This window comes from Streptomyces sp. NPDC055239, from assembly GCF_053606205.1.
This window is the reverse complement of sequence record NZ_JBSGRD010000017.1, coordinates 110,895-132,257: the sequence shown is the minus strand read 5'-3', so window position 1 is coordinate 132,257 and position 21,363 is coordinate 110,895. Positions and strand designations below refer to the sequence as shown.

Sequence of the window (21,363 nt, the reverse complement as noted above, 5' to 3'; positions counted from 1 at the left end):
GTGATCACCCACGGGTGATCACCACACCCCTCCCCTCTTTATGGCCGCGGCTTTCGAGCCGCGGCCATTTGCGTGCGCGGAGACATGCGGATGGCGGACAGGACGACAGACACTTGACGGTGACTAGCTTTTGAGAGTTACTCTCATTTCATGGCCACTGTCATAAGTCAGCCTGCCGCGCACCGGCAGGACCCCCGTCGCTGGTGGGCGCTCGGCGCCCTGGTCGCGAGCATGCTCGTGCTCGGTTTCGACATGACGATCCTCAACGTCGCCCTGCCCACGATGGCCGGGCAGCTGGACGCGAGCACGGGCGAACAGCAGTGGATGGCGGACGCCTACATCGTCGTCTTCGCCGCCCTGATGCTCCCGGCAGGACTGCTCGGCGACCGCTTCGGACGCCGCAGGATGCTGATCACCGGCCTCGGGATCTTCCTGGTGGGCTCGCTGATCGGCACCCTCGTCGACTCCGTCGAGATGGTCGTCGTGGCCCGTGCGGTCATGGGCATGGGCGGCGCGCTCGTCATGCCCCTCGCCCTCGCCGTACTGCCCGCGCTCTTCGCGCCCGGCGAGCGGACCAAGGCCGTCGGCCTCGTCTCGGCCGCCTCCGCGCTCGGCGCGCCGCTCGGCCCGATCGTCGGCGGCTGGCTCCTGGACCACTTCTGGTGGGGCTCGATCTTCCTGATCAACGTCCCGATGGTCGCGATCGGCATCACGGCCTGCGTCTTCCTGCTCCCGGAGACGACAGACCCGTCGTCCCCCAAGGTGGACATCGTCTCCACCACGCTCACGGCGGCCGGGCTCGGCACGCTCATCTACGGGATCATCGAGGCGCCCGTACGCGGCTGGGGCGACCCGCTGGTCCTCGGCATGTTCGCCGGAGCCGCCGTACTGATCGCCGCGCTCGTCCTGCGGGAACGGAACCTGCCGCGCCCGATGCTCGACATGTCGCTCCTACGCAACCGCGGCTTCCTCCTGAACACGCTCGCGGCGACGCTCGTCATGTTCGTCCTGTCGGGCCTGCTGTTCGTGCTTCCGCAGTACCTCCAGGCGGTGCTCGGCCATGACGCCTTCGGCACCGGAGTACGGATGCTTCCGATGATGGGCGGTCTCATCGTCGCCGCGAAGGGCGCGGAACCCGTCGTACGCCGCTTCGGTCCGCGTGCGGTGATCAGCTGCGGGCTCGTCGTCCTCGCCTTCGCGGCGATCCTCGGCAGCCGTACGACGGTCGACTCCGGGTACGGCTTCACCGCGCTGTGGCTCTCCATCGCCGGGCTCGGCTTCGGCTTCGCCGTCGTACCGTCCATGGACTCGGCTCTCGGAGCGCTCCCCGTCGACCGCGCGGGATCGGGCACAGGGCTCCTGATGACCGTGCGGCAGGTGGGCAGCGCCATCGGGATCGCGCTGCTCGGCTCGCTGCTCGCCGGGGTCTACGTCGACCGCCTCGACACCGGCAAGCTTCCGGCCGGGGCCGCGGACACCGCGGGCGACTCGGTGGTGGCCGCCCACGCGGTCGCGGAGCGGCTCGGGGTCTCCGGTCTCGTCGACTCCGCCAACGAGGCGTACGTCGACGGCATGGCGACGGTCCTCCTGGTCAGCGGTATCGCGGCCCTGGTGACGGCGCTGCTGGTCGCGGCGCTGCTGCCGAAGGCGACTCCCGCGCCGCTGGACGACGCCGACATCGCACGGCAGACGGAGCGTGCCCGACAATGAGCGCCATGACGGCCGCACGAATCACTCCTTCCGCCCACACCCCTCAGCCGGGGCACATGGCAGAGCTCGGACTCCGCGAGCGCAAGAAGCTCAAGACGCGCATCGCGATCCGTGAGGCCACGTACCGGCTGATCGAGGAGCAGGGGTACGAGGCGACGACGGTCGAGCAGATCGCCGAGGCCGCGGAGGTGTCGGCGTCGACCGTCTTCCGGTACTTCCCGACCAAGGAAGACATCGTCCTCACCGACGAGTACGACCCCTTCCTCGAGGACGAACTGCGGGCGCGCCCCGCGGACGAGCCGATCGTGGAGTCCCTGCGGCACGTGCTGCGCAGGGCGGTGGGCGTCGGATTCACCGAGGAGCCGGAGATCTCACGCCTCCGTACGCGCCTGATGGTCGAGGTCCCGGCCGTACGTTCCCGGATGCTGGAGAGCATGTCGGTCACCGGCCGGATGCTGTGCCGCGTCATCGCGGAACGCACCGGCCGCGACCCGGCGGACCTTGAGGTCCGGGTGTTCTCGATGGGCCTGATCGCCGCGCTGACGGAGACGTCCGCGTACTGGGCGGAGCACGGTCACGAGGACGACCTGGGCGATCTGGTGGACCGCACCCTGACCATGCTGACCACGGGCTTCGCCTCCGGACACGGGACACCGTAAATCCCCGGCCTGCCACGGACACCCCATGCCATCCTGACCGCATGAACGGTCCGGAGATCCTCATCCGCTTCGCCCCCGAGCTGGGCGTATTCGTCGCGCACGAGCGAAGGGGCGGCCCCACCAAGGCCGTTACGGACGGCGTGTCCACGCTCGGGCACGTCGTCGAATCGCTCGGGGTCCCGCTGACGGAGGTCGGCTCGCTCGTCGTGGACGGCACGGAGGTGGCGGCCTCGCACGTCCCGGCGGCGGACGAGTCGGTGGAGGTCCGCGCGGTCTCCCGCCCCCAGTCCGTCCCCGGCGCCCCTCTGCGCTTCCTCCTGGACGTCCATCTGGGCACGCTGGCGCGGCGGTTGCGGCTCCTGGGCGTCGACACGGCGTACGAGAGCACGGACATCGGCGACCCCGCCCTTGCCAGGCGCTCGGCGGCGGAGCGGCGGGTGCTGCTGAGCCGGGACCGGGGGTTGTTGCGGCGGCGGGAGTTGTGGGCGGGAGCGTACGTCTACAGCGACGCGCCGGACGAGCAACTCCGGGATGTTCTCGGGCGGTTCGCCCCTGCCTTGCTCCCCTGGACGCGGTGCACTGCGTGCAACGGGGCCCTGCGGGCGGCCAGCAAGGAGGACGTGGCGGAGCGCCTCGAGGGCGGCACTCGGGGGACGTATGACGTGTTCGCGGAGTGTGGGGAGTGCGGGCGGGTTTACTGGCGGGGGGCGCATCATGATCGGCTGGAGGGGATCGTGGCGGGGGCGGTAGAGGAGTTCTCCCCAACCCCGCCCCTTCCCACAAACCGTGCCTGCGCCCCGGACCTACCTGGGGCTCCGCCCCAGACCCCGCTCCTCAAACGCCGGAGGGGCTGAATCCTTCAGGCGCCCGCGGCGGAGCCGCGAATGTCACAGCCGGGAAGGGGCGGGGTTGGGGAGAGCCCCGCAGGGACCGCCCGAGCCTCACCCCGACAGCTTCGCCGCCAGCTCCTCCACGTCAGTGGTAGGCGCATCGCACACAAACCGCCGGCACACGTAAGCCGCAGGCAGCTCCCTCCCCGCGAGCAGCGGGAACTCGTCGCTGCCCGCAGGGCCGACAGCGACCACAGCCCCCGGCGCCGTACCCAACAGCGCCGTACGGTGCAGCTCGCCCCCCACCTCGCCGACGACGGCAACTTCACGCGGCCCGTCCAACGCCGCCTCGGCCACCGCAAGCCCATTCCCGATGAACCGGGGCGCCCGAGGCGCGAGCCCCTTCACGACTCCCAACGCCCTCTCCGCCGCAAGGCGATGCGGCTCGGCGCCGGTCTGCGCCGCGTACGAGAGCAGCGCCCCCGCAGCCGCCGTCCACCCGGAGGGCACCGCATTGTCCGTGGGATCCTGCGGCCGCCGAATCAGCCGCTCCGCGTCCGCGGCGGTGTCGTACAAGGTCCCGGACTCCACGTCCACGAACTGGACGAGCACGTGGTCGAGCAGGAACCCGGCGAACTCAAGCCAGACCCCCTCCCCCGTCACGGAGGCAAGGGCAAGGAACCCCTCGGCGACATCGGCGTAGTCCTCCAGCACACCCGCGTTGGCGCCCACTTGGCCGTCCTTGGACGTACGGGAGAGCCGCGCACGGTCGTCCATGTGCAGCCGCACGAGCAGGTCACCGGCGCCCACCGCCGCGGCCACCAGATCCGGCCGGTCGAAGTACGCCCCCACCTCGGCGAGCGCGGCGACGGCAAGGCCGTTCCAGGCGGCGACGACCTTGTCGTCCCGCCCGGGAGCGGGCCGCTGCGAGCGCGCCGCGAGCAGCCGCTCCCGGATCGAGGTGAGACGGGCGGCGTCCGCCACCACGCCCCCGCCCTCCGGGAGCTGCAAGACCGAGGCGCCCTCCTCGAAGGTCCCTTCCTCCGTCACGCCGAAATACGTGGCGGCGAGCTCGGCATCCGCGTCACCGAGCACCTCGCGCAACTGCTCCGGCGTCCAGACGTAGTACGCGCCTTCGACGTGCGCGCCACTCACGCCGTCCTCGCTGTCCGCGTCGAGCGCCGAAGCGAACCCGCCCTCGTTCGTGCGCAGTTCGCGCACCATGAAGTCGGCGGTCTCCAGGGCGACACGCCGCGCGAGGTCGGAGCCCGTGGCCCGCCACAGGTGGGCGTAGACCCGGCAGAGCAGGGCGTTGTCGTACAGCATCTTCTCGAAGTGGGGCACGACCCACTCCCGGTCCACGGAGTACCGCGCGAACCCGCCGCCCAGCTGGTCGTAGATCCCGCCGCGCGCCATCCGCTCGCAGGTGTCGGCCGCCATCTGGAGGGCGCCCTCCGAGCCGGTGCGGGCGTAGTGCCGCAGCAGGAACTCGATGACCATGGACGGCGGGAACTTGGGCGCGCCGCCGAAACCGCCGCGCGAGGCGTCGTAGTCGCGGGTCAGGCCGAGCAGCGCCTGTGCGAGCTCGTCCTCGCCGGGCAGCTCGTCGGCGCCGAAGGCCAGCTCGCGCTCGGCGAGGTCGCGGACGATCTTCCCCGCGACCTCGTCGACCTCGTCGCGCCGGTCCGTCCAGGCGCGCCGAACCCCGTCGGCCACCTGCTGGAAGGAGGGCATGCCGTGCCGCGGCTCGGGCGGGAAGTACGTGCCGAAGTAGAAGGGCTCGGCGTCGGGGGTGAGGAAGACCGTCATGGGCCAGCCGCCCTGGCCCGTCGCGGCCTGCACGGCCTCCATGTAGACGGCGTCGATGTCGGGCCGCTCCTCGCGGTCGACCTTGACGCTGACGAAGTGCTCGTTCAGGAAGGCCGCCGTGTCGGCGTCCTCGAAGGACTCGTGCGCCATGACGTGGCACCAGTGGCAACTGCTGTACCCCACGCTGAGCAGCACAGGGACGCCTCGCTCCCGCGCCTTCGCGAAAGCCTCCGCCGACCAGGGCCACCAGTCGACGGGGTTGTCGGCGTGCTGAAGAAGGTAGGGGGATGTCTCATGGGCCAGTCGGTTCGGCATGCCCCCCATCCTCGCGCACCGGGCCCTGAGATCCGGGGACTGCCCCACGTGATCCGGAGACTCCCTCGCGCCGGAGCGCCGTACGCAGGACACTTGATGCCGCAGGTGACTATTGCTCTCGGAGGGGGACCCATATGCGGGACAGCCATCGGGCTGAGGCCGAGCGGCTGTTGGTGCGGGCGGTGGAAGAGGAGTCGCGGCGCCCCGGCGGACGGATCGACGGGGGTGTGCTGCTCTCGCGGGCCAAAGCCGCCCTCGACGCCATGGGGCAGACCGCCGACGAGGAGTACGAGGCCTATACGCGGGCCCTGGACGAGGCGGAGGCCGGGCAGCTCTCCTTCGGGCAGCGGTATGCCAAGGAGGGGGCGGGAACTCCGCTGCTCGTGGCCGCCGTTGCGGCCGTGGCGGCGTGTATCGCCGACCTCGCGCTCGGGACCGACACCTCGACCGCGCTGGGCGTGGGTGCCGCCGTCGGCGTCATCGGTGCGGCCACCACCGTGCTGAAGGTCACCGCGTCCCACGTGCCCGATGCCAGCCGCCGTGCCGGTGCGATCAGCCAGCCCGGCGGGCCCGAGCAGCTGCGGCTGCAGTGGCTCACGGCCCTTGAGGTGCGGGGCATCCGGCCCTTCATCGACCAGCAGCGGGTGCTCCAGGCCTCGTCCGGGGCCGGCACGAAGAAGGCCGCGCCCCAGCTGCGGGGCACGGACAAGAGCGCGGCGGCGCGCAGGCGCACCGTACTGGAGCAGTCCTTCACCCAACTGCCGGAACTGGAAGGACCGTTCGTCGGGCGCCGCGCCGAGCTCGCGCGTGTCGCCCAGTGGGTGCACGCGGCGCGGGCCAGCACCGAGACCCGGCCGACCGTGGTCGTGCTGCACGGCGCGCCGGGCTCCGGGCGCTCCTCGCTCGCCGTCCGGGCAGCGCACGATCTGCGGGACCAGTTCCGGGGCGCCTGCGTCGTGGATCTGCGGGGCGAGAGCTCCCAGCCGCTGTCCACGCGGGACGCGCTCCTGCATCTGCTGAATCGGTTGGGCGCCCCGCGCGAGCAGCTGCTCTTCCGGGAGCGTTCGTCGCCGGAGCAGCAGGTCAAGCGGCTCAGCGAGCTGTATCACCAGTATCTGACCGGGCTCGCGGTGACCGTCGTACTGGATGACGCGAGCGACCCGGCACAGGTGCGCACGCTCGTGCCCGAGCGCTCCGACAGCCTCGTGATCGTCACCGCCCGCAAGCCCCTCGAACTGCCCGCGGACCTTCCCGCCTGGGTTCACCAGCTGCCGGTGGAGCCGTTGGACGCGGCGGGTTCAGAAGAGCTGCTCAAGGAGGCCGCGGAGGATTCCTCCGGGCCCTACGACGCCGAATCGTCCGACGCGGTAAGGGAGTTGTGCGGTGGGCTGCCGCTCGCCCTGCGCGTCGCCGGGTCATCGATCGGCGCGCGCACGACACGCCAACTCGCCTCGGACCTGGCCGCGTACGGCCCGGTCGAGCCCGTCGAACGCGTCCTGTGGCTGCGCTACACCGACCAGAGCGAGCCCGCGCGGCGCCTCCTGCGCAGACTCGCCCTCGCCGGGCGCGCGTCCCTGGGGGCTGCCGCCGCCGCTGCCCTGCTCGGCGCCGACGAGCAGGAAGCGGCCCGCCAGCTGGCCGCGCTCTCGCGCGCGGGCCTCGTCGACCACGTGCGCGGCAGCCGCTACCGCCTGCACGATCTCGTACGCGCCTTCGCCCTCGCTCGCCTCCTCGACGAGGAGGAGCTCACGGAGCGTACGGCCGCGCAGGAACGGTTGATCGCCAGCTACAGCGAGCTCGCCGGCTCCGTGATCCGCCTGGTCGACGGCAAGATGTCGACGCGGGCCGGCCAGTTCGACCGGCACGGCTTCTCCTCCCTCGACGCGGCCCTGCGCTGGCTCGACGACGAGTCGAGCTTCATCACGGCGACGCTGCGGCACGCGGAGGGCGTGGACCAGGAGGCGGTGCTCAATCTCCTTGGCGCGCTGTGCGACTACTGCCTGCTGCGCGGCGACCTCTACCGCCTCGGCGAGATCAGCGAGCTCACGCAAGCCGTCGACCAGGGGCTTCTCGTACGGAGCGTGCAGTGGCGTACGGGTATCGCGTCCCGTCAGCTCGGCGAGCTGGACCAGGCACGCACGACCCTGACGTCGGTCGTGGACCTGTACATGGAGGCCCAGCAGGACGCGGGCGCCGCCCTCGCCCTGTGCTCGCTCGGGATCACCCTGCACCACCAGGGCAATCTGACGGAGGCGTCGGCGCGCCTGCACGAGGCCCTCGAACTGCAGGCCTCCGACGAGCTCGCCGGTGACCGCGCCTGGACGATGCACGCGCTCGCGGCGGTGGAGCGTGACCGCTCCAACCTCAACCAGGCGCTCGGGCTCCTTGAGGCCTCCCTCACCCTGCACCGCGAGAACGACTCCCTGCACGGCGAGGCGTGGGCGCACTTCCAGCTCGGTCAGCTCTGCCTGCGCATGGGCGACGTACCGCGCGCGGAGGAGCAGCTGCGCAGCGCCCTGGAGCTGTACGGGCGCACGCGTGACGGCCGTGGCGAGGCCTGGGCCCTGACGCAGCTGGCGCGGGCCCGCCTGGTGGACGGCGATCCGTCGGCCGCGGTCGACGGTCTTCGTCAGGCGGTGTCACGGCACCGCGACAACGAGGACGCGCGCGGCGAGGCGTGGAGCGCCTACTACCTGGGCCAGGCCCTGGAGGAGGCGGGCAGCCTCGACCAGGCGGTGCGCGAGCTCGAGCGCTCGCGGACGATGTTCTCGCGGATGCGGGACGTGTACGGCCTTGCCTGCGCGCGGCACCACTCGGCCCGGGTGACCCGCGACCAGCGCGCCGCCCAGACGGGTTCGCTGCGCAACTCCGGTTTCGCCCGCCAGCTCCTGGTGGACGCCCGCGCCGACTTCCAGCGCATCGGCGTCGCGCACGGCGAGGCGTGGACGTGCCTGGAGCTCGCGGTGGTCGACGCGGGGAACACGCGTGCCCAGCAGGCGCTCGCCCTGTGCGACGAGGCGGCCGAGCTGTTCGCCTCGTACGGCGACCGGCGCGGCGAGGACTGGGCCCGCTTCCTGCGTTGCACTTTGCTGCCGTACGCGTCGCCCGGCGGCTGGGAGATTGGCACCGCCGTCGCCCAGGAGGAGCTCAGCCAGCTGGCCCGCGCCGGTCACCCGACGCGCGACGGCAAGCTGACCGACTACATGGAGGCGTACGGACTCCTCCTGGAGCGGGGCGCCGACCTGGAGACCGGCTGGCAGGCCTGGCGTCTGGGCATGGTGCCCAACCGTCACTCCCGCGAGGTGATGGGAGTGACGGTGGCGCCTGCGGGCTAGCCCTTACGGGGCCCGGCATCGGAGGTCTCCGCCTCGCTGGTGGAGGCCTCCGCGGGTTCCTTGAAGTCGACCTTCCGCATGTGCTTGCTCATCGACTTCATCAGACCCCAGACGGCGAGTGCCATCACCGCGAAGACGATGAAGCCGAGAACACCCGGGGTCACCTTGTCATCGTCGACCTCTTTCGCGAGAGGGACGAGATGCGTCATTGCCAGATGTGCGTTCACATCAGGCATTGTCGCGGATGCCCGCAAAGAGGTCGTCCTCGGGGAGGGATGTATCGACGAGCGACTTCGCGAGCTCGTACTCCTCCGTGGGCCAGACCTCCTTCTGGAGCTCCATCGGCACCCGGAACCAGCCGCCCTCGGGGTCGATCTGCGTGGCGTGCGCGATCAGTGCCCGGTCGCGGACCTCGTAGAAGTCGGCGCAGGGAACGTGGGTGGTCAGCGTGCGCTCGACCCGCTCGAACTCGTCCCAGCGCTTGAGCCAGTCCCCGTAGGGCGACTCCATGCCCTTGTCGAGCATCGCGTGGTGCAGCGCCTCGGTGCGCGGCCGGTTGAAGCCCTGGTTGTAGTAGAGCTTCTGCGGCTGGTAGACGGGCCCGAACTCGCTCTCCGGGTACTTCTCGGCGTCCGCGGCGCCTTCGAAGGCCACCATCGAGATCTTGTGGGTCATGATGTGGTCGGGGTGCGGATAGCCGCCGTTCTCGTCGTACGTCGTGATGACCTGCGGACGGAAGGAGCGGATCTGCCGGACCAGCTCACCGGCGGCCTTGTCGACGTCCTCGAGGGCGAAGCAGCCGTCGGGCAGCGGCGGCAGCGGGTCGCCCTCGGGCAGACCCGAGTCGACGAAGCCGAGCCAGTCCTGCTTGACGCCGAGGATCTCGCGCGCCTCGTCCATCTCCTTCCTGCGTACCTCGTGGATGTTCTCCTCGATGTACTTGTCACCCTGGAGCTTGGGGTTGAGGATGTCGCCGCGCTCCCCGCCCGTGCAGGTCACGACATGCACGTCCACCCCCTCGGACACGTACTTGGCCATGGTGGCCGCGCCCTTCGACGACTCGTCGTCGGGGTGGGCGTGCACGGCCATCAGTCGCAGCTGCTCAGTCAAGACTCGATCCTCAGTCATCTGGCGCCCTGGTCGATTTGGCGCAATGGGCGGCTTCTATAGTGACGGAACCGGGGGGCGGAAAATTCCGGCATCCCCTTTTCATGGAGGACGATCATGGCGGCCGTGAACGGCGGTGACATCAGCGGCTCCGCCGCGCGGGCTCCCGAGGGCCCTCCCGAGAGCCGGTACGGCCACGCGCGCACTGCCGACGAGCAGGCGGACCGCAAGCTGAAGATCATCGGCAGCGTCCTCGGCGTGCTCTTCCTCCTGATGATCGGCTGGTTCGGATACGACTACGTCTCCGGCACCAAGGTCAGCGGCGAAGTGATCAAGTTCGAGGTCGCGTCGGACAGCGCGGTCAAGGTGCACCTGGAGGTGCGCAAGGACGCGGACGCGCACGGCTACTGCACCCTGCGCTCACAGGCCGAGGACGGCGAAGAGGTGGGCCGCGCGGACTTCCGCTTCGACCAGGACACGGGCCGGATCGACAAGGTCGTCACGCTGCGCACGAAGGCGCGCGGTACGAGCGCCGAGTTGCTCGGCTGCCACTCAGACTGACTCCGCCTGACTCCGCCTGACTCAGACTGACTCCGCCCCGCCTGCCACGCCCCTTGCGTCACACCGGACGCCCGACTTCCCCGGTGTACCGGTCCTCACCTGCGTTGACGTATTTCTGATGGCTTATGTCCTCCCCCTCACGCGCCTGAATTGTTAGGCTCGTGGTTTCGCCCACCCGTTAGGGAACATCCTTCTGGGTAGGGCGATGCTTTGTATTCCCAGTACCTACGAGGAGCACCTGTGACCCAGACCAGCGAGAACGTCACCTGGCTGACCCAGGAGGCGTACAGCCAGCTCAAGGCCGAGCTGGAGTACCTGTCTGGTCCCGCGCGCACCGAGATCTCCACGAAGATCGCGGCCGCACGCGAGGAGGGGGACCTGCGCGAGAACGGCGGGTACCACGCGGCCAAGGAGGAGCAGGGCAAGCAGGAGCTCCGCGTCCGCCAGCTGACCCAGCTCCTGGAGCATGCCAAGGTCGGCGAGGCGCCGGCCGCGGACGGCGTGGTCGCGCCCGGCATGGTCGTCACGATCGCCTTTGACGGCGACGAGGACGACACCGTGACGTTCCTGCTCGCCTCGCGCGAGTACGCGAGCGCCGATATCGAGACGTATTCGCCGCAGTCCCCGCTGGGCAGCGGCGTGAACGGCAAGAAGATCGGCGAGAACGCGCAGTACGAACTGCCGAACGGCAAGCTCGCCTCCGTGAAGATCCTCGAAGCCAAGCCCTACCAGGCCTGAGGCCCGCATCGGCGACGCGAAAGGCCCCCGCACCGAGCGTGCGGGGGCCTTTCGCGCGTCCTGGTCCTGTACCGCTACCGCTCTCGCTCTCGCTCTCGCTCTCGCTCTCGCTCAGGCTGTCGCCGAGCGGTACTTGCGGACCGCGAGCGTGCGGAACGCCACGATGATGAGCACGGACCAGATCAGCGAGGCCCAAACGGGGTGCTCCATCGGCCAGGCTCCGGTGACCGACTGCGGTACGCCCTCGATCGTGTTGCCGAACAGCTCTCGGGCCGCCGCCACCGTGGCACTGAACGGGTTCCACTCGGCGACGTACTGAAGAAACTTCGGCATTCCGTTGACCGGCACGAAGGCGTTCGAGATGAACGTCAGCGGAAACAGCCAGATAAGGCCTCCCGAGGTCGCCGCCTCGGGGGTCCGCACGGACAGGCCGATCAGTGCGCCGATCCAGGTGAACGCGTACCCGAGGAGCAGGAGCAGGCCGAAGCCCGCGAGGACCTTGCCGATGTTCTCGTGCGTGCGCCAGCCGACGAGCAGGGCCACCACCGCGAGCACGGCCAGGGTCACGGCTGTCTGCACCAGATCCGCGAGGGTGCGGCCGGTCAGGACGGCGCCACGCGCCATCGGCAGCGACCGGAAGCGGTCGATCAGGCCCTTGTGCATGTCGTCGGCGATGCCCGCTCCGGCGCCCGCCGTGGCGAACGTGACGGTCTGCGCGAAGATGCCCGCCATCAGGAATTCCTTGTAGGCGCTCGCGCTGCCCGCGGGCGCACCCGGAATGTTGATGGAGCCGCCGAAGACATACGTGAAAAGCACCACGAACATCACCGGCTGGATGATCCCGAACAGGATCATCTCGGGGATTCTGGTCATGCGGATGAGATTCCTGCGGGCCACGACCAGGGAGTCCCTGACGGACTGGCCGATGCCGCCCGCGGGCCTGGGGCCCGCCGTGCGCTTGGTCACGATGCCGGTGGAGGTACTCACTTGTCGGCCTCCTTCTCGGCCTGCTCGGGCTTCTCGGCCTTCTCGGCCTTCACCTCGGCCACGTGGCCGGTCAGCGAGATGAACACGTCGTCCAGGGTCGGGCGGCGCAGCCCGATGTCGTCGATCTCGATCCCGCGGTTGTCCAGCTCGCGGATGACCTCGGCGAGCAGCTTGGCGCCGCCGGAGACCGGGACCGTGAGCTTGCGGGTGTGGTTCTCGACGGCGACCTCGCCCTTGCCGAGGGCCCGCAGGACCTCCACGGCCGGGGTGATGTGCTCGCGCTCGTGCACCACGACCTCGACGCGCTCGCCGCCGGTCTGCGCCTTGAGCTGGTCGGAGGTGCCGCGTGCGATGACCCTGCCGTGGTCGACGACGCAGATGTCGTGCGCGAGGTGGTCGGCCTCTTCGAGGTACTGGGTGGTGAGGAGGAGGGTCGTACCGCCCGACACCAGCTCCTGGATGACCTCCCAGAGCTGCTGCCGGTTACGCGGGTCGAGGCCCGTCGTCGGCTCGTCCATGAACATCACCGGGGGCGACACGACGAGGGCTGCCGCGAGGTCGAGGCGGCGGCGCATGCCTCCCGAATACGTCTTGGAGGGACGGTCCGCGGCGTCGGCGAGATGGAACCGGTCGAGCAGCTCGCCCGCCCTGACCTTCGCCTCCTTGGCCCTCATCTGGTAGAGCTGGCCGACCATTTGGAGGTTCTCGCGCCCCGTCAGGTACTCGTCGACGGCGGCGAACTGGCCGGAGAGGCCGATCGAGCGCCGTACCTCGTTCGGATGTTTCAGTACGTCGATGCCCGCGACGACCGCCCTGCCGCTGTCCGGCGTCAGAAGCGTCGTCAGGCAGCGCACCGCCGTGGTCTTGCCCGCGCCGTTCGGCCCGAGGAGGCCGAGCACGGTGCCTTCCGGGACATCCAGATCAACGCCGTCCAGAGCCCTTACGTCGCCGAAGGTCTTGACGAGACCTTCCGCGTAGATGGCGCCTGGCATGTGGGTTCTCCCCGTGGTTTGAGTGGCTTCCTACCGAAAAGTTTAGATTTGCCGGTTGACACGCGCCCGGCGACCAGTGACGTGAGACACACCATAACGCGATACATCGCGTCTCCGCAACGGGATTGACGAAGCTGTGGACAACGCAAACTAGCGGGCACCGCCCGGTGGATGCAGGGGATTTTCGCCGCGGTCACCCGCGAGGGACCGTCAGCCGATGACGGTGTAGCCGGCCTCGCGCAGCGCCGCGCCGACCTCGGTGCAGTGCGAAGGGCCCTTGGTCTCCAGCTGCAGCTCGACCTCCGCCTCCGTCAGGCCGAGACGCGGATCGGTCCGCACATGGCTCACGTCGAGGACGTTGGCGTCGACCACCGAAAGCACCCCGAGCAGCGTGGCAAGGGCCCCGGGCCGGTCCGTGAGGCGCAGGCGCAGCGACAGATAGCGACCCGCCGCGGCCATGCCGTGGCGCAGGATCCGCTGCATCAGGAGCGGATCCACATTGCCGCCCGACAGGAGCGCCACCACCGGGCCCTCGAACTCCCGCGGCCTGCTCAGGAGCGCCGCGACGGGGCTCGCGCCCGCGGGCTCGACAACCATCTTGGCCCGCTCCAGGCAGAGCAGCAGCGCACTGGACAGCGCGTCCTCGGACACGGTGACCACGTCGTCGAGCAGCTCGTCGATGATCTGGAACGGCACGTCGCCGGGGCGCCCGACCTTGATGCCGTCGGCCATCGTCGCCGGGTTCTCGACGGACACCGGGTGCCCGGCGGCCAGCGAGGGCGGGTACGCAGCGGCGCCCGCGGCCTGCACGCCGATCACCTTGACGTCCGGGCGCAGCGTCTTGACGGCCACCGCGATACCCGCGGCGAGCCCGCCGCCGCCGACGCCGAGGACCAGAGTGCGCAGCTCGGGGCACTGCTCCAGGATCTCAAGGCCCACCGTGCCCTGCCCCGCGATGATGTCGGGGTGGTCGAAGGGGTGGATGAAGACGGCGCCCGTCTCGTCCGCGTACTCCTGCGCCGCGGCCAGCGTCTCGTCGACCACCTGGCCGTGCATCCGCACCTCGGCGCCGTACTCGCGGGTCGCTGCGACCTTGGGCAGCGGCGCGCCCACCGGCATGAAGACCGTGGACCGCACGCCGAGCAGCGAGGACGCGAGGGCCACGCCCTGCGCGTGGTTGCCCGCGCTCGCGGCGACCACACCGGCCGCGCGCTCCTCCGGATACAGGCCCGCGATCCGCACGTACGCGCCGCGCAGCTTGAACGAACCCGTCCGCTGGAGGTTCTCGCACTTGAAGTGGACCGGCGAACCGACCAGTTGCGAAAGGTGCCTGCTGCCTTCCATCGGCGTCACCCTGGACACGCCCGAGAGCATCTTCTGGGCGCCGCGCACGTCGTCGAGGGTGACCGTCGGCAAGGAGTGACGCGTGCGGTAGCTCATGACGGCCAGTCTCCCAGTTCACACCGGGGTCCTCCTGCGGTGACCACGTGCCGAGACTGGTTTTCGCAGCGCCGGTACACCCCGCGTCCGGGCCGCGTACCCTGTCCCCCAACCCATCGCCCTCGCATGAAGTGAGCCCCCGGCCATGCCCACAACTCCGGACATGACGACCGCCAGCGATCCCGGTCTCCTCGACACACTGCAGCACCAGGTGGCCGTGTTCGCCCGCCGTGCGGAGCAGACACGCCTCGGCGGCGTCGGACAGGTCCGCAACTCCATGGACCGCGCCGCCTACCTGCTGCTCAACCGCCTCGACAAAGAGGGACCCATGGGCGTCAAGGCGCTCGCGGCGAGCATGGGCATCGACTCGTCCACGGTCACCCGGCAGGTCGCCCCGCTGGTCGACACGGGGCTCGTCAAGCGCACCTCGCACCCCGAGGACGGGCGCGCCGTGGTGCTCCAGCTGTCGCCGCGCGGCGAGGCGCGCCTCAATGAGGTGCGCTCATCGCGGCGCGACCTCATGGCCGAATTGACCGATGACTGGTCCCCGCAGGAGCGCGAGAGCTTCTGCACGCTCCTCACGCGCTTCAATTCCGCGCTCTCCGCCCGTCAGACCTCACAGGCGCCCCCGGAGACACCCGCTTCCTGAACCCTGGGCCTGAGCCCGGCAGCTCCGGCGTGCCTGCCTCTTGACCCCGGCCGTGTGCCTGGCCTCATATGAGACCGGGGGCCCGTCCCCTCCAGGCAGGAGGCGCGGTGCGCGGACGGCAGGCGTCTTTGAACGCCCGCCGCGCCCGGGAGTTCGAGGCGTTCGTCGCGGGCGCGGCAGGGCGGCTGCTGCATGCGGCGACACTGCTCACCACCGAGCCGCCGGACGCCAACCCACGCGCGCGTGCCCTGCTGACCGCGTCCCTCGCACACTCGTACGCGGGCTGGGACCGGATGCGCGGGGAGGACCCGTACGACCGCACACGCCAACAGCTGGCCGTCCGCTTCGCCCGCGGGGCCTGGCGGCGGCGCCGCGGCCACGGCGGCGTCCTGGCCCGGCTCACGCCCCAGGAGCGGCTGATTCTCGTCCTGCGGCTGTACGAGGGTGTCGCCGAGGAGCAGACAGCGGCGCTCCTCGGGCTGCCCGCCGACCGGGTCAGCGCGATCTGCGCCCGCGCGATGGAGACGGTCCTGCACCCGCCGCGCGGCCCCGCGCCGACGCGGCCCCTGGGGGAGGCGGCCCCGTCATGAGCCAGTTCGACCGCAAGGAGAACGCGGTCCGCCATCTCCTGGACACCGGCACGCCCCCCTCGGTCCCGACGGAGCTCTACGAAGAAGCGGTCCGCCGCGGCGGCCGCAAGCTGCGCCGCGGGAGGGCACTGCGCCGGCTGCTGTGGCTCCTGCTGCTCGCCGCGGCGGTCACCTTCGTGATCTGGGCGTCGATGGCCCAGCCCTGGGTGGAGCATCCCTCGGAGACGACTCCACCGCTGACGAGCTGGTGACCGGGCGCGGGCACGCCCGGCCCGCGCCGGCTTAACCCAGCGCCTGCTGCAGATCGGCGAGCAGGTCATCCACGTTCTCGATGCCCACCGAGAGCCGCACCAGGTCCGCCGGGACCTCGAGTGCCGAGCCCACCACGGAGGCGTGCGTCATCCGCCCCGGGTGCTCGATCAGGGACTCCACGCCACCGAGCGACTCGCCCAGGGTGAACAGCTTCGCGCGGTCGCAGACGGCGACCGCGGCCTCCTCGCCCCCGGCGACCTGGAAGGACACCATCCCGCCGAACGACTTCATCTGCTTGGCCGCGGTCTCGTGACCGGGGTGCTCCGGAAGCCCGGGGTAGAGAACACGCGTCACGCGCGCGTGCCGCGTCAGCATGTCGGCGACCTTCGTCGCGTTCTCGCTGTGCCGGTCCATGCGCACGGCCAGCGTCTTGATGCCGCGAAGGACCAGCCACGCGTCGAAGGGCCCGGCCACCGCGCCCATCGCGTTCTGGTGGTACGCCAACTCCTCGCCGAGCGCTGCGTCGTTGACGACGAGCGCGCCGCCCACGACGTCCGAGTGCCCGCCCATGTACTTCGTCAGGGAGTGCACGACGACGTCCGCGCCGAGCGCGAGGGGCTGCTGGAGGTAGGGGCTCGCGAAGGTGTTGTCGACGACGAGGCGGGCCCCCGTCTCCTTGGCCACCTGGGAGACGGCGGCGATGTCGGTGATGCCGAGCAGCGGGTTGGAGGGGGTCTCCACCCAGATCGCCTTCGTACGGTCGGTCACCGCGGCCCGTACCGCCGCCGGGTCGGAGGTGTCGGCGACCGACCACTCGACGCCCCACCGCGACACGACCTTCGCGAAGAGCCGGAACGTGCCGCCGTACGCGTCATTGGGGATGACCACGTGGTCGCCGGGGCTGAGCAGCGTACGCAGCAGGCAGTCCTCGGCGGCGAGGCCCGACGCGAAGGCGAGCCCGCGGCTGCCGCCCTCGATGGCGGCGAGGTTCTCTTCCAGGGCGGTGCGGGTGGGGTTGGCGCTGCGGCTGTACTCATAGCCGCCGCGCAGCCCGCCGACGCCGTCCTGCTTGTACGTCGACACCTGGTAGATCGGCGGGACGACCGCGCCGGTGAGCGGGTCGGCGGTGTTGCCCGCGTGGATCGCGGCGGTCTCGAAACTCTGGCTCCTGAACGTGTCACTCATGCGGCCAGAGCCTAGTCCGGGACGGGCAGAGGCCTGACAAGTTCGAGACTGGTTCGCCAAGTGTCAGAGCAGTCTGGTTCGCTTGTACTCATGGAAATTCTCTGGGTGCTGATGGCGGCGATCATGATCGGGGCGGTCCTCAGTCCGGTTCTGCTGCGCAGGCGGGGCGGAATCCGCCAGGTCGCCCCCGGTTCACCGGACGCCGCGGACCCCGCCGAGTACGGCTTCGCGCGCCAGGAAGAGCTGGACATCCGCATGCCGGGACCGGACCGCGACCTCCTGGACGTCCTGGACGTGGTCCAGCAGTCGCAGAGCTGGAAGGCGGCCTCGCAGCTGCTCTCGGGCACGCAGGTGCACGGCGAGGTGCGCTGGCAGCGCGTGCAGGCGTTCGCGGGCGCGGCGTCCCTGGAGCTGCAGCAGCGGCCCGGCGGGGTCAGCGATCAGCCCGGCGGGCAGTGGCTGCGGGTGTGGCGGGCCGAGGCGCCCAAGGACGCGGGCGGCGCGGCGGTGCACGCCGAGTTCCTGGTCCAGCAGGCCTGGCGCTCTTCGACGTCCGGGACGGACGAGTTCCGGATCATCCTGGAGGAGGCGAGGGAGGCCTGCGGGCAGGCGGCGCTCCTCTCCCCCGGTGACCCTGTTCCGTACATCATCGAGCTCTCCATCGCGCGCGGCCTCGCGTACTCCCGCGAGGACTTCGAGCAGCTGTGGCTGAAGATCCTGGACCGCGCACCCGCGCACATGGGGGCGCATCTGGCGGCACTGCACTACTGGTGCGAGAAGTGGCACGGCTCGCGCGACCTCGCGAACAACTTCGCGGAGGCGGCCGCGGCCCGCGCCCCCAAGGGCTCGCTCCTCTCCGCGCTCCCGCTCTTCGCGGTGTACGAACACCTGCCCGAGGTCAATCTGGTCCGTGGTTTCTACGAGAGCGAGGTCGTCACCAAGGCCGTCGAGGGCGCGCTCTACGCGGTGCACTCGGCCCGCCCTGACGACCCGATGCTGGCGCACGTCAGGCACCTCCTGATCTTCTTCCTGGTCCGCTGCGAGCGCTGGGCGGAGGCGATGAAGCAGCTGATCCACGTGGACGGCCACGTCGGCGCCCTGCCCTGGACGGTCTCCTCCGACCCGGCCGCGGACTACGCGGTGTACCGCGCGCTCGCGGTCGCGGGGTACGAGGCGAACGGCGGCAGCCCGGCGACGCTGTCGCACTGAGGCGGCCCGCGTTCCCGCCCGAGGAACCCGCCTGAGGAATGCGGCTCACCCCGCACACGTTGACGTAAGAGCCGCACCCCCCGCCCCACCGAAGCGTCCCAGGAGGACAGCCCCATGCTCTTCGGCCGCACGCCCGAGCTCCCCACCCCCGAGCAGGCCCTGAAGGGCCGCGCGACCCCCGAATTCGAGGTCCCCTCCCGCCACACGGTCCTCGGCAACCCGCTCCTCGGCCCGTACCCCGACGGCCTGGAGATCGCGGACTTCGGGCTCGGCTGCTTCTGGGGCGCGGAGCGCAAGTTCTGGCAGACGGAGGGCGTCTGGACGACGTACGTCGGCTACCAGGGCGGTTACACGGAGAACCCCTCCTACGAGGAGGTCTGCTCAGGCCTGACCGGCCACACAGAAGCGGTCCGCGTGGTCTTCGACCCCACCCGTGTCTCGTACGCCGCTCTCCTGAAGCTCTTCTGGGAGTCCCACAACCCCACACAGGGCTTCCGCCAGGGCAACGACGTGGGCACCCAGTACCGCTCGGCGATCTACACGCACTCCCCCGAGCAGGAGGCGGGTGCGGTGGCGTCCCGCGACTCGTACCAGCAGGTCCTGACCTCGGCACGCCACGGCGAGATCACCACGACGATCCTCCCGGCGGCCTCCCGCACGTTCTGGCCGGCCGAGGGCTACCACCAGCAGTACTTGGACAAGAACCCCGACGGCTACTGCGGAATCGGCGGCACGGGCCTGCAGCTGGACAGCCCTTCGGAGACGAACTGGGGCCGGGCCTGCCCGACGGGGATCGCCCCGGCCGAAGGCTGACCACTGCGTCTTCAGCCAGGAACGGCAGCGCACTCCCTACGGAGCGCGCTGCCTCCGGAAGATCTCGATGCCATCACCCTGATCGATCCGCCGGATCCAGATCACCACCCGGAACCGCTCTGGGTGTGTTCGCCTCGCTGCAGAGGTGGGAACCGCGAAACCCGCTGGTGGTGGACCCGCAGGCCACTCACCTTGCCGCCAGATGGTGACCGGCCGGCGTTCTGCGCGTCCTGCGGCCGTGAAGGCACCCCGTCGGCTTCTGATCCCGTAGGGCCGCTCTGCCGTCAGCGAATCTGCCGCAGGCCAAGAACCCTTACCCGGTGAGCGCGACGCCCCGAAGGTGGTGGGACAGGACAGCGGCCCGCAGGTGCGCCGCTCCCACCGTCAGGAGGACGACCGATGCCACCCATCGTCAACGGCTTGGACCCCGCCTTCACGCGGGCCTCGCGGGCTCCGCGGGCCTCCGAGAGCGAGACGCCCTCGTCGCGGTTCGACGACCATCTGGCCGCGCAGTTGCTGACCCAGCGGATCGTCTTCCTCGGCACCCAGGTCGACGAGGTCTCCGCGAACCGGGTCTGCGCGCAGATGCTGCTGCTCTCCGCCGAGGACCCGCGGACCGACATCAGCCTCTACATCAACAGCCCCGGCGGTTCCGTCACCGCGGGGCTCGCCATCTACGACACCATGCGGCTCATCCCGAACGACGTGTCGACCCTCGCCATGGGGTTCGCCGCGAGCATGGGGCAGTTCCTGCTGACCGTAGGGACCGCCGGGAAGCGGTACGCCCTGCCCAACGCCCGGATCATGATGCACCAGCCCTCCGCCGGAATCGGCGGGTCCACCGCCGACATCGCGATCCAGGCCGAGAACCTGGAGTTCACGAAGAAGGCCGTCGAGCGGATCACCGCCGAGCACACCGGGCAGTCGGAAGAGACCGTCTCGCGGGACGGTGACCGCGACCGCTGGTTCACCGCCGAGCAGGCCAAGGAGTACGGGATGGTCGACCGGGTGCTCGATTCGCTCACCGATGTGCGGCCCGCCTCGGCCAAGCCGCGGATGGGACTGGGGGTCTGACATGAGCCAGTACACGATTCCGACCGTCATCGAGCGCACCCCGCAGGGCGGCGAGCGCGCCTACGACGTCTACAGCAGGCTGCTCTCGGAGCGGATCATCTTCCTCGGCACCGAGATCGACGACGGGGTCGCCAATGTCGTCATCGCCCAGCTCCTCCACCTGGAGTCGTCCAACCCCGAGCGCGAAGTCGCCATCTACATCAACTCCCCCGGCGGCTCCTTCACTTCGCTCATGGCCATCTACGACACCATGAGCTTCATCAGCGCCCCCATCTCCACGTTCTGTGTGGGGCAGGCCGCTTCCACCGCCGCCGTGCTGCTCGCCGGTGGCGATCCCGGGCGGCGGTTCGTGCTCGAACACTCGCGCGTGCTGCTCGGGCAGCCCGCGAGCGGCGGGCAGCAGGGGACGGTCTCCGACCTCACTCTCCAGGCCAAGGAGATGGTGCGGATCCGCTCGCAGGTGGAGGACGTCCTGTCCCGGCACTCGGGCCACGATGTCGCCACCCTGCGCGCGGACATGGACCGCGACAAGGTGTTCACCGCGCAGGACGCGGTGGCGTACGGGCTCGCCGACGAGGTGCTCGACCGGCGGATGCTCGCGGCGGCGGCCTGAACCCTCAAGCGGCGAGGCGGATGTCTCCCTGACGCGGATGCGGTCGCGCCGTCTGTGCGTGGCGGGTCTGGCGGGTCAACTCGCCCTGTGCCAGGGAGAGAAGGTCCGCCAGGCTGAGGCCGAGAGCACGGGCGCCGGCCGCGAGGACCTCGGACGAGGCCTCCTTGCGGCCGCGCTCCACCTCGGAGAGGTACGGCATCGAGATGCGGGCGGCCTCCGCCACGTCCTTGAGCGTACGTTCCTGGGCGAGGCGCTCTCGGCGCAGCACGTCACCGACGATGTCCCGCCACAGCGGCTCTTTGGCCGCCGGGGGCACGGGAGTTGTCCGCACCGGTGCGGCGGGCGACTGCGCTTGGCGCGGGCGCAGGGGGATGACGCGAGCCCCCCGCTCGACGGCCTGCGCGGGCTCGGCACTTCCCTCGGGGTTCCGCTCGTGGCTGCTCACCCTCTCAGGGTATGAGCCGCCCGGCCCACCGGAAGGGATCAGCGTTCCGC

General features: G+C 70.5%; 20 protein-coding genes and 1 pseudogene. 13 read left to right on the top strand and 8 right to left on the bottom strand.

Annotation, left to right across the window (positions count from 1 at the left end):
• The first annotated feature begins 150 nt into the window (after nt 1-150).
• The 3 genes and pseudogenes from ACWFRJ_RS38975 to ACWFRJ_RS38965 all read left to right on the top strand — a co-directional run.
• Nucleotides 151-1,710 (top strand): MFS transporter, encoded by a 1,560-nt coding sequence (locus ACWFRJ_RS38975; RefSeq protein ID WP_453542438.1) that lies wholly within the window; start codon nt 151-153, stop codon nt 1,708-1,710.
• A 5-nt stretch (nt 1,711-1,715) separates the two neighbouring features.
• Nucleotides 1,716-2,369 (top strand): TetR/AcrR family transcriptional regulator, encoded by a 654-nt coding sequence (locus tag ACWFRJ_RS38970; protein ID WP_453542435.1) that lies wholly within the window; start codon nt 1,716-1,718, stop codon nt 2,367-2,369.
• A 41-nt stretch (nt 2,370-2,410) separates the two neighbouring features.
• Nucleotides 2,411-3,133: pseudogene (locus ACWFRJ_RS38965) on the top strand (Mut7-C RNAse domain-containing protein); the annotation flags it as partial.
• 177 nt (nt 3,134-3,310) lie between these two features.
• Here ACWFRJ_RS38965 and ACWFRJ_RS38960 read toward each other — a convergent pair.
• Nucleotides 3,311-5,323 carry a thioredoxin domain-containing protein gene (locus ACWFRJ_RS38960; RefSeq protein ID WP_453542433.1) on the bottom strand — a complete coding sequence of 671 codons (2,013 nt, stop codon included), beginning with the start codon at nt 5,321-5,323 and terminating at the stop codon, nt 3,311-3,313.
• Nucleotides 5,324-5,457: 134 nt separating this feature from the next.
• Here ACWFRJ_RS38960 and ACWFRJ_RS38955 point away from each other — a divergent pair, with 134 nt between their 5' ends.
• Nucleotides 5,458-8,658 (top strand): tetratricopeptide repeat protein, encoded by a 3,201-nt coding sequence (locus tag ACWFRJ_RS38955; protein WP_453542430.1) that lies wholly within the window; start codon nt 5,458-5,460, stop codon nt 8,656-8,658.
• Here ACWFRJ_RS38955 and ACWFRJ_RS38950 read toward each other — a convergent pair.
• Together ACWFRJ_RS38950 and mca are read right to left on the bottom strand one after the other, a co-directional pair.
• Nucleotides 8,655-8,894, bottom strand: a complete 240-nt coding sequence (locus ACWFRJ_RS38950; RefSeq protein WP_453542428.1) for a hypothetical protein — start codon at nt 8,892-8,894, stop codon at nt 8,655-8,657. The two genes, ACWFRJ_RS38955 and ACWFRJ_RS38950, sit on opposite strands and share 4 nt — an antisense overlap.
• The gene (gene mca, locus ACWFRJ_RS38945) at nt 8,887-9,768 is read right to left on the bottom strand and encodes a mycothiol conjugate amidase Mca (protein WP_453542425.1); all 882 of its coding nucleotides are present in this window, start codon (nt 9,766-9,768) and stop codon (nt 8,887-8,889) included. The genes ACWFRJ_RS38950 and mca overlap by 8 nt, the downstream gene beginning before the upstream one ends.
• Nucleotides 9,769-9,882: 114 nt before the next feature.
• Here mca and ACWFRJ_RS38940 point away from each other — a divergent pair, with 114 nt between their 5' ends.
• Together ACWFRJ_RS38940 and greA are read left to right on the top strand one after the other, a co-directional pair.
• Entirely contained in the window at nt 9,883-10,326 is a 444-nt protein-coding gene (locus ACWFRJ_RS38940; protein ID WP_453542422.1) for a DUF4307 domain-containing protein, read from the top strand.
• Between the two features lie 240 nt (nt 10,327-10,566).
• Nucleotides 10,567-11,064 carry a transcription elongation factor GreA gene (gene greA, locus ACWFRJ_RS38935; protein ID WP_453542419.1) on the top strand — a complete coding sequence of 166 codons (498 nt, stop codon included), beginning with the start codon at nt 10,567-10,569 and terminating at the stop codon, nt 11,062-11,064.
• A 111-nt stretch (nt 11,065-11,175) separates the two neighbouring features.
• Here greA and ACWFRJ_RS38930 read toward each other — a convergent pair whose 3' ends face one another.
• The 3 genes from ACWFRJ_RS38930 to ilvA form a co-directional block, all read right to left on the bottom strand.
• Nucleotides 11,176-12,051 (bottom strand): ABC transporter permease, encoded by an 876-nt coding sequence (locus tag ACWFRJ_RS38930; protein ID WP_453542416.1) that lies wholly within the window; start codon nt 12,049-12,051, stop codon nt 11,176-11,178.
• On the bottom strand, nt 12,048-13,043 hold the full coding sequence (locus tag ACWFRJ_RS38925) for an ATP-binding cassette domain-containing protein (RefSeq protein ID WP_453542413.1): 996 nt from the start codon (nt 13,041-13,043) through the stop codon (nt 12,048-12,050). Before ACWFRJ_RS38925 ends, ACWFRJ_RS38930 begins: the two co-directional genes overlap by 4 nt.
• A 210-nt stretch (nt 13,044-13,253) precedes the next feature.
• Nucleotides 13,254-14,483 (bottom strand): threonine ammonia-lyase, encoded by a 1,230-nt coding sequence (gene ilvA / locus ACWFRJ_RS38920; RefSeq protein WP_453542410.1) that lies wholly within the window; start codon nt 14,481-14,483, stop codon nt 13,254-13,256.
• A 145-nt stretch (nt 14,484-14,628) separates the two neighbouring features.
• Between ilvA and ACWFRJ_RS38915 the strand changes: the two genes are divergently transcribed.
• From ACWFRJ_RS38915 to ACWFRJ_RS38905, 3 genes are all read left to right on the top strand, one after another.
• A complete protein-coding gene (locus ACWFRJ_RS38915; RefSeq protein ID WP_453542407.1) occupies nt 14,629-15,132 on the top strand; it encodes a MarR family winged helix-turn-helix transcriptional regulator in 504 nt (167 codons plus the stop codon).
• 107 nt (nt 15,133-15,239) lie between these two features.
• Nucleotides 15,240-15,722 carry a sigma factor-like helix-turn-helix DNA-binding protein gene (locus ACWFRJ_RS38910; protein ID WP_453542404.1) on the top strand — a complete coding sequence of 161 codons (483 nt, stop codon included), beginning with the start codon at nt 15,240-15,242 and terminating at the stop codon, nt 15,720-15,722.
• Nucleotides 15,719-15,973, top strand: a complete 255-nt coding sequence (locus ACWFRJ_RS38905) for a hypothetical protein (protein WP_453542401.1) — start codon at nt 15,719-15,721, stop codon at nt 15,971-15,973. Before ACWFRJ_RS38910 ends, ACWFRJ_RS38905 begins: the two co-directional genes overlap by 4 nt.
• A gap of 31 nt (nt 15,974-16,004) precedes the next feature.
• On the opposite strand, the gene ACWFRJ_RS38900 is transcribed toward ACWFRJ_RS38905, so the two are convergent.
• Nucleotides 16,005-17,159 (bottom strand): cystathionine gamma-synthase, encoded by a 1,155-nt coding sequence (locus ACWFRJ_RS38900; RefSeq protein ID WP_453542399.1) that lies wholly within the window; start codon nt 17,157-17,159, stop codon nt 16,005-16,007.
• A gap of 90 nt (nt 17,160-17,249) precedes the next feature.
• Here ACWFRJ_RS38900 and ACWFRJ_RS38895 point away from each other — a divergent pair, with 90 nt between their 5' ends.
• From ACWFRJ_RS38895 to ACWFRJ_RS38880, 4 genes are all read left to right on the top strand, one after another.
• A complete protein-coding gene (locus ACWFRJ_RS38895) occupies nt 17,250-18,368 on the top strand; it encodes a hypothetical protein (protein WP_453542396.1) in 1,119 nt (372 codons plus the stop codon).
• Between the two features lie 114 nt (nt 18,369-18,482).
• Nucleotides 18,483-19,181: a peptide-methionine (S)-S-oxide reductase MsrA gene (gene msrA, locus ACWFRJ_RS38890; RefSeq protein WP_453542393.1), complete on the top strand. Its 699-nt coding sequence runs from the start codon at nt 18,483-18,485 to the stop codon at nt 19,179-19,181.
• Nucleotides 19,182-19,580: 399 nt separating this feature from the next.
• A complete protein-coding gene (locus tag ACWFRJ_RS38885; RefSeq protein WP_453542390.1) occupies nt 19,581-20,255 on the top strand; it encodes a ClpP family protease in 675 nt (224 codons plus the stop codon).
• A gap of 1 nt (nt 20,256) precedes the next feature.
• The gene (locus ACWFRJ_RS38880) at nt 20,257-20,868 is read left to right on the top strand and encodes a ClpP family protease (RefSeq protein ID WP_453542387.1); all 612 of its coding nucleotides are present in this window, start codon (nt 20,257-20,259) and stop codon (nt 20,866-20,868) included.
• Nucleotides 20,869-20,872: 4 nt separating this feature from the next.
• On the opposite strand, the gene ACWFRJ_RS38875 is transcribed toward ACWFRJ_RS38880, so the two are convergent.
• A complete protein-coding gene (locus ACWFRJ_RS38875; RefSeq protein ID WP_453542594.1) occupies nt 20,873-21,241 on the bottom strand; it encodes a helix-turn-helix domain-containing protein in 369 nt (122 codons plus the stop codon).
• Nucleotides 21,242-21,363: the final 122 nt, after the last annotated feature.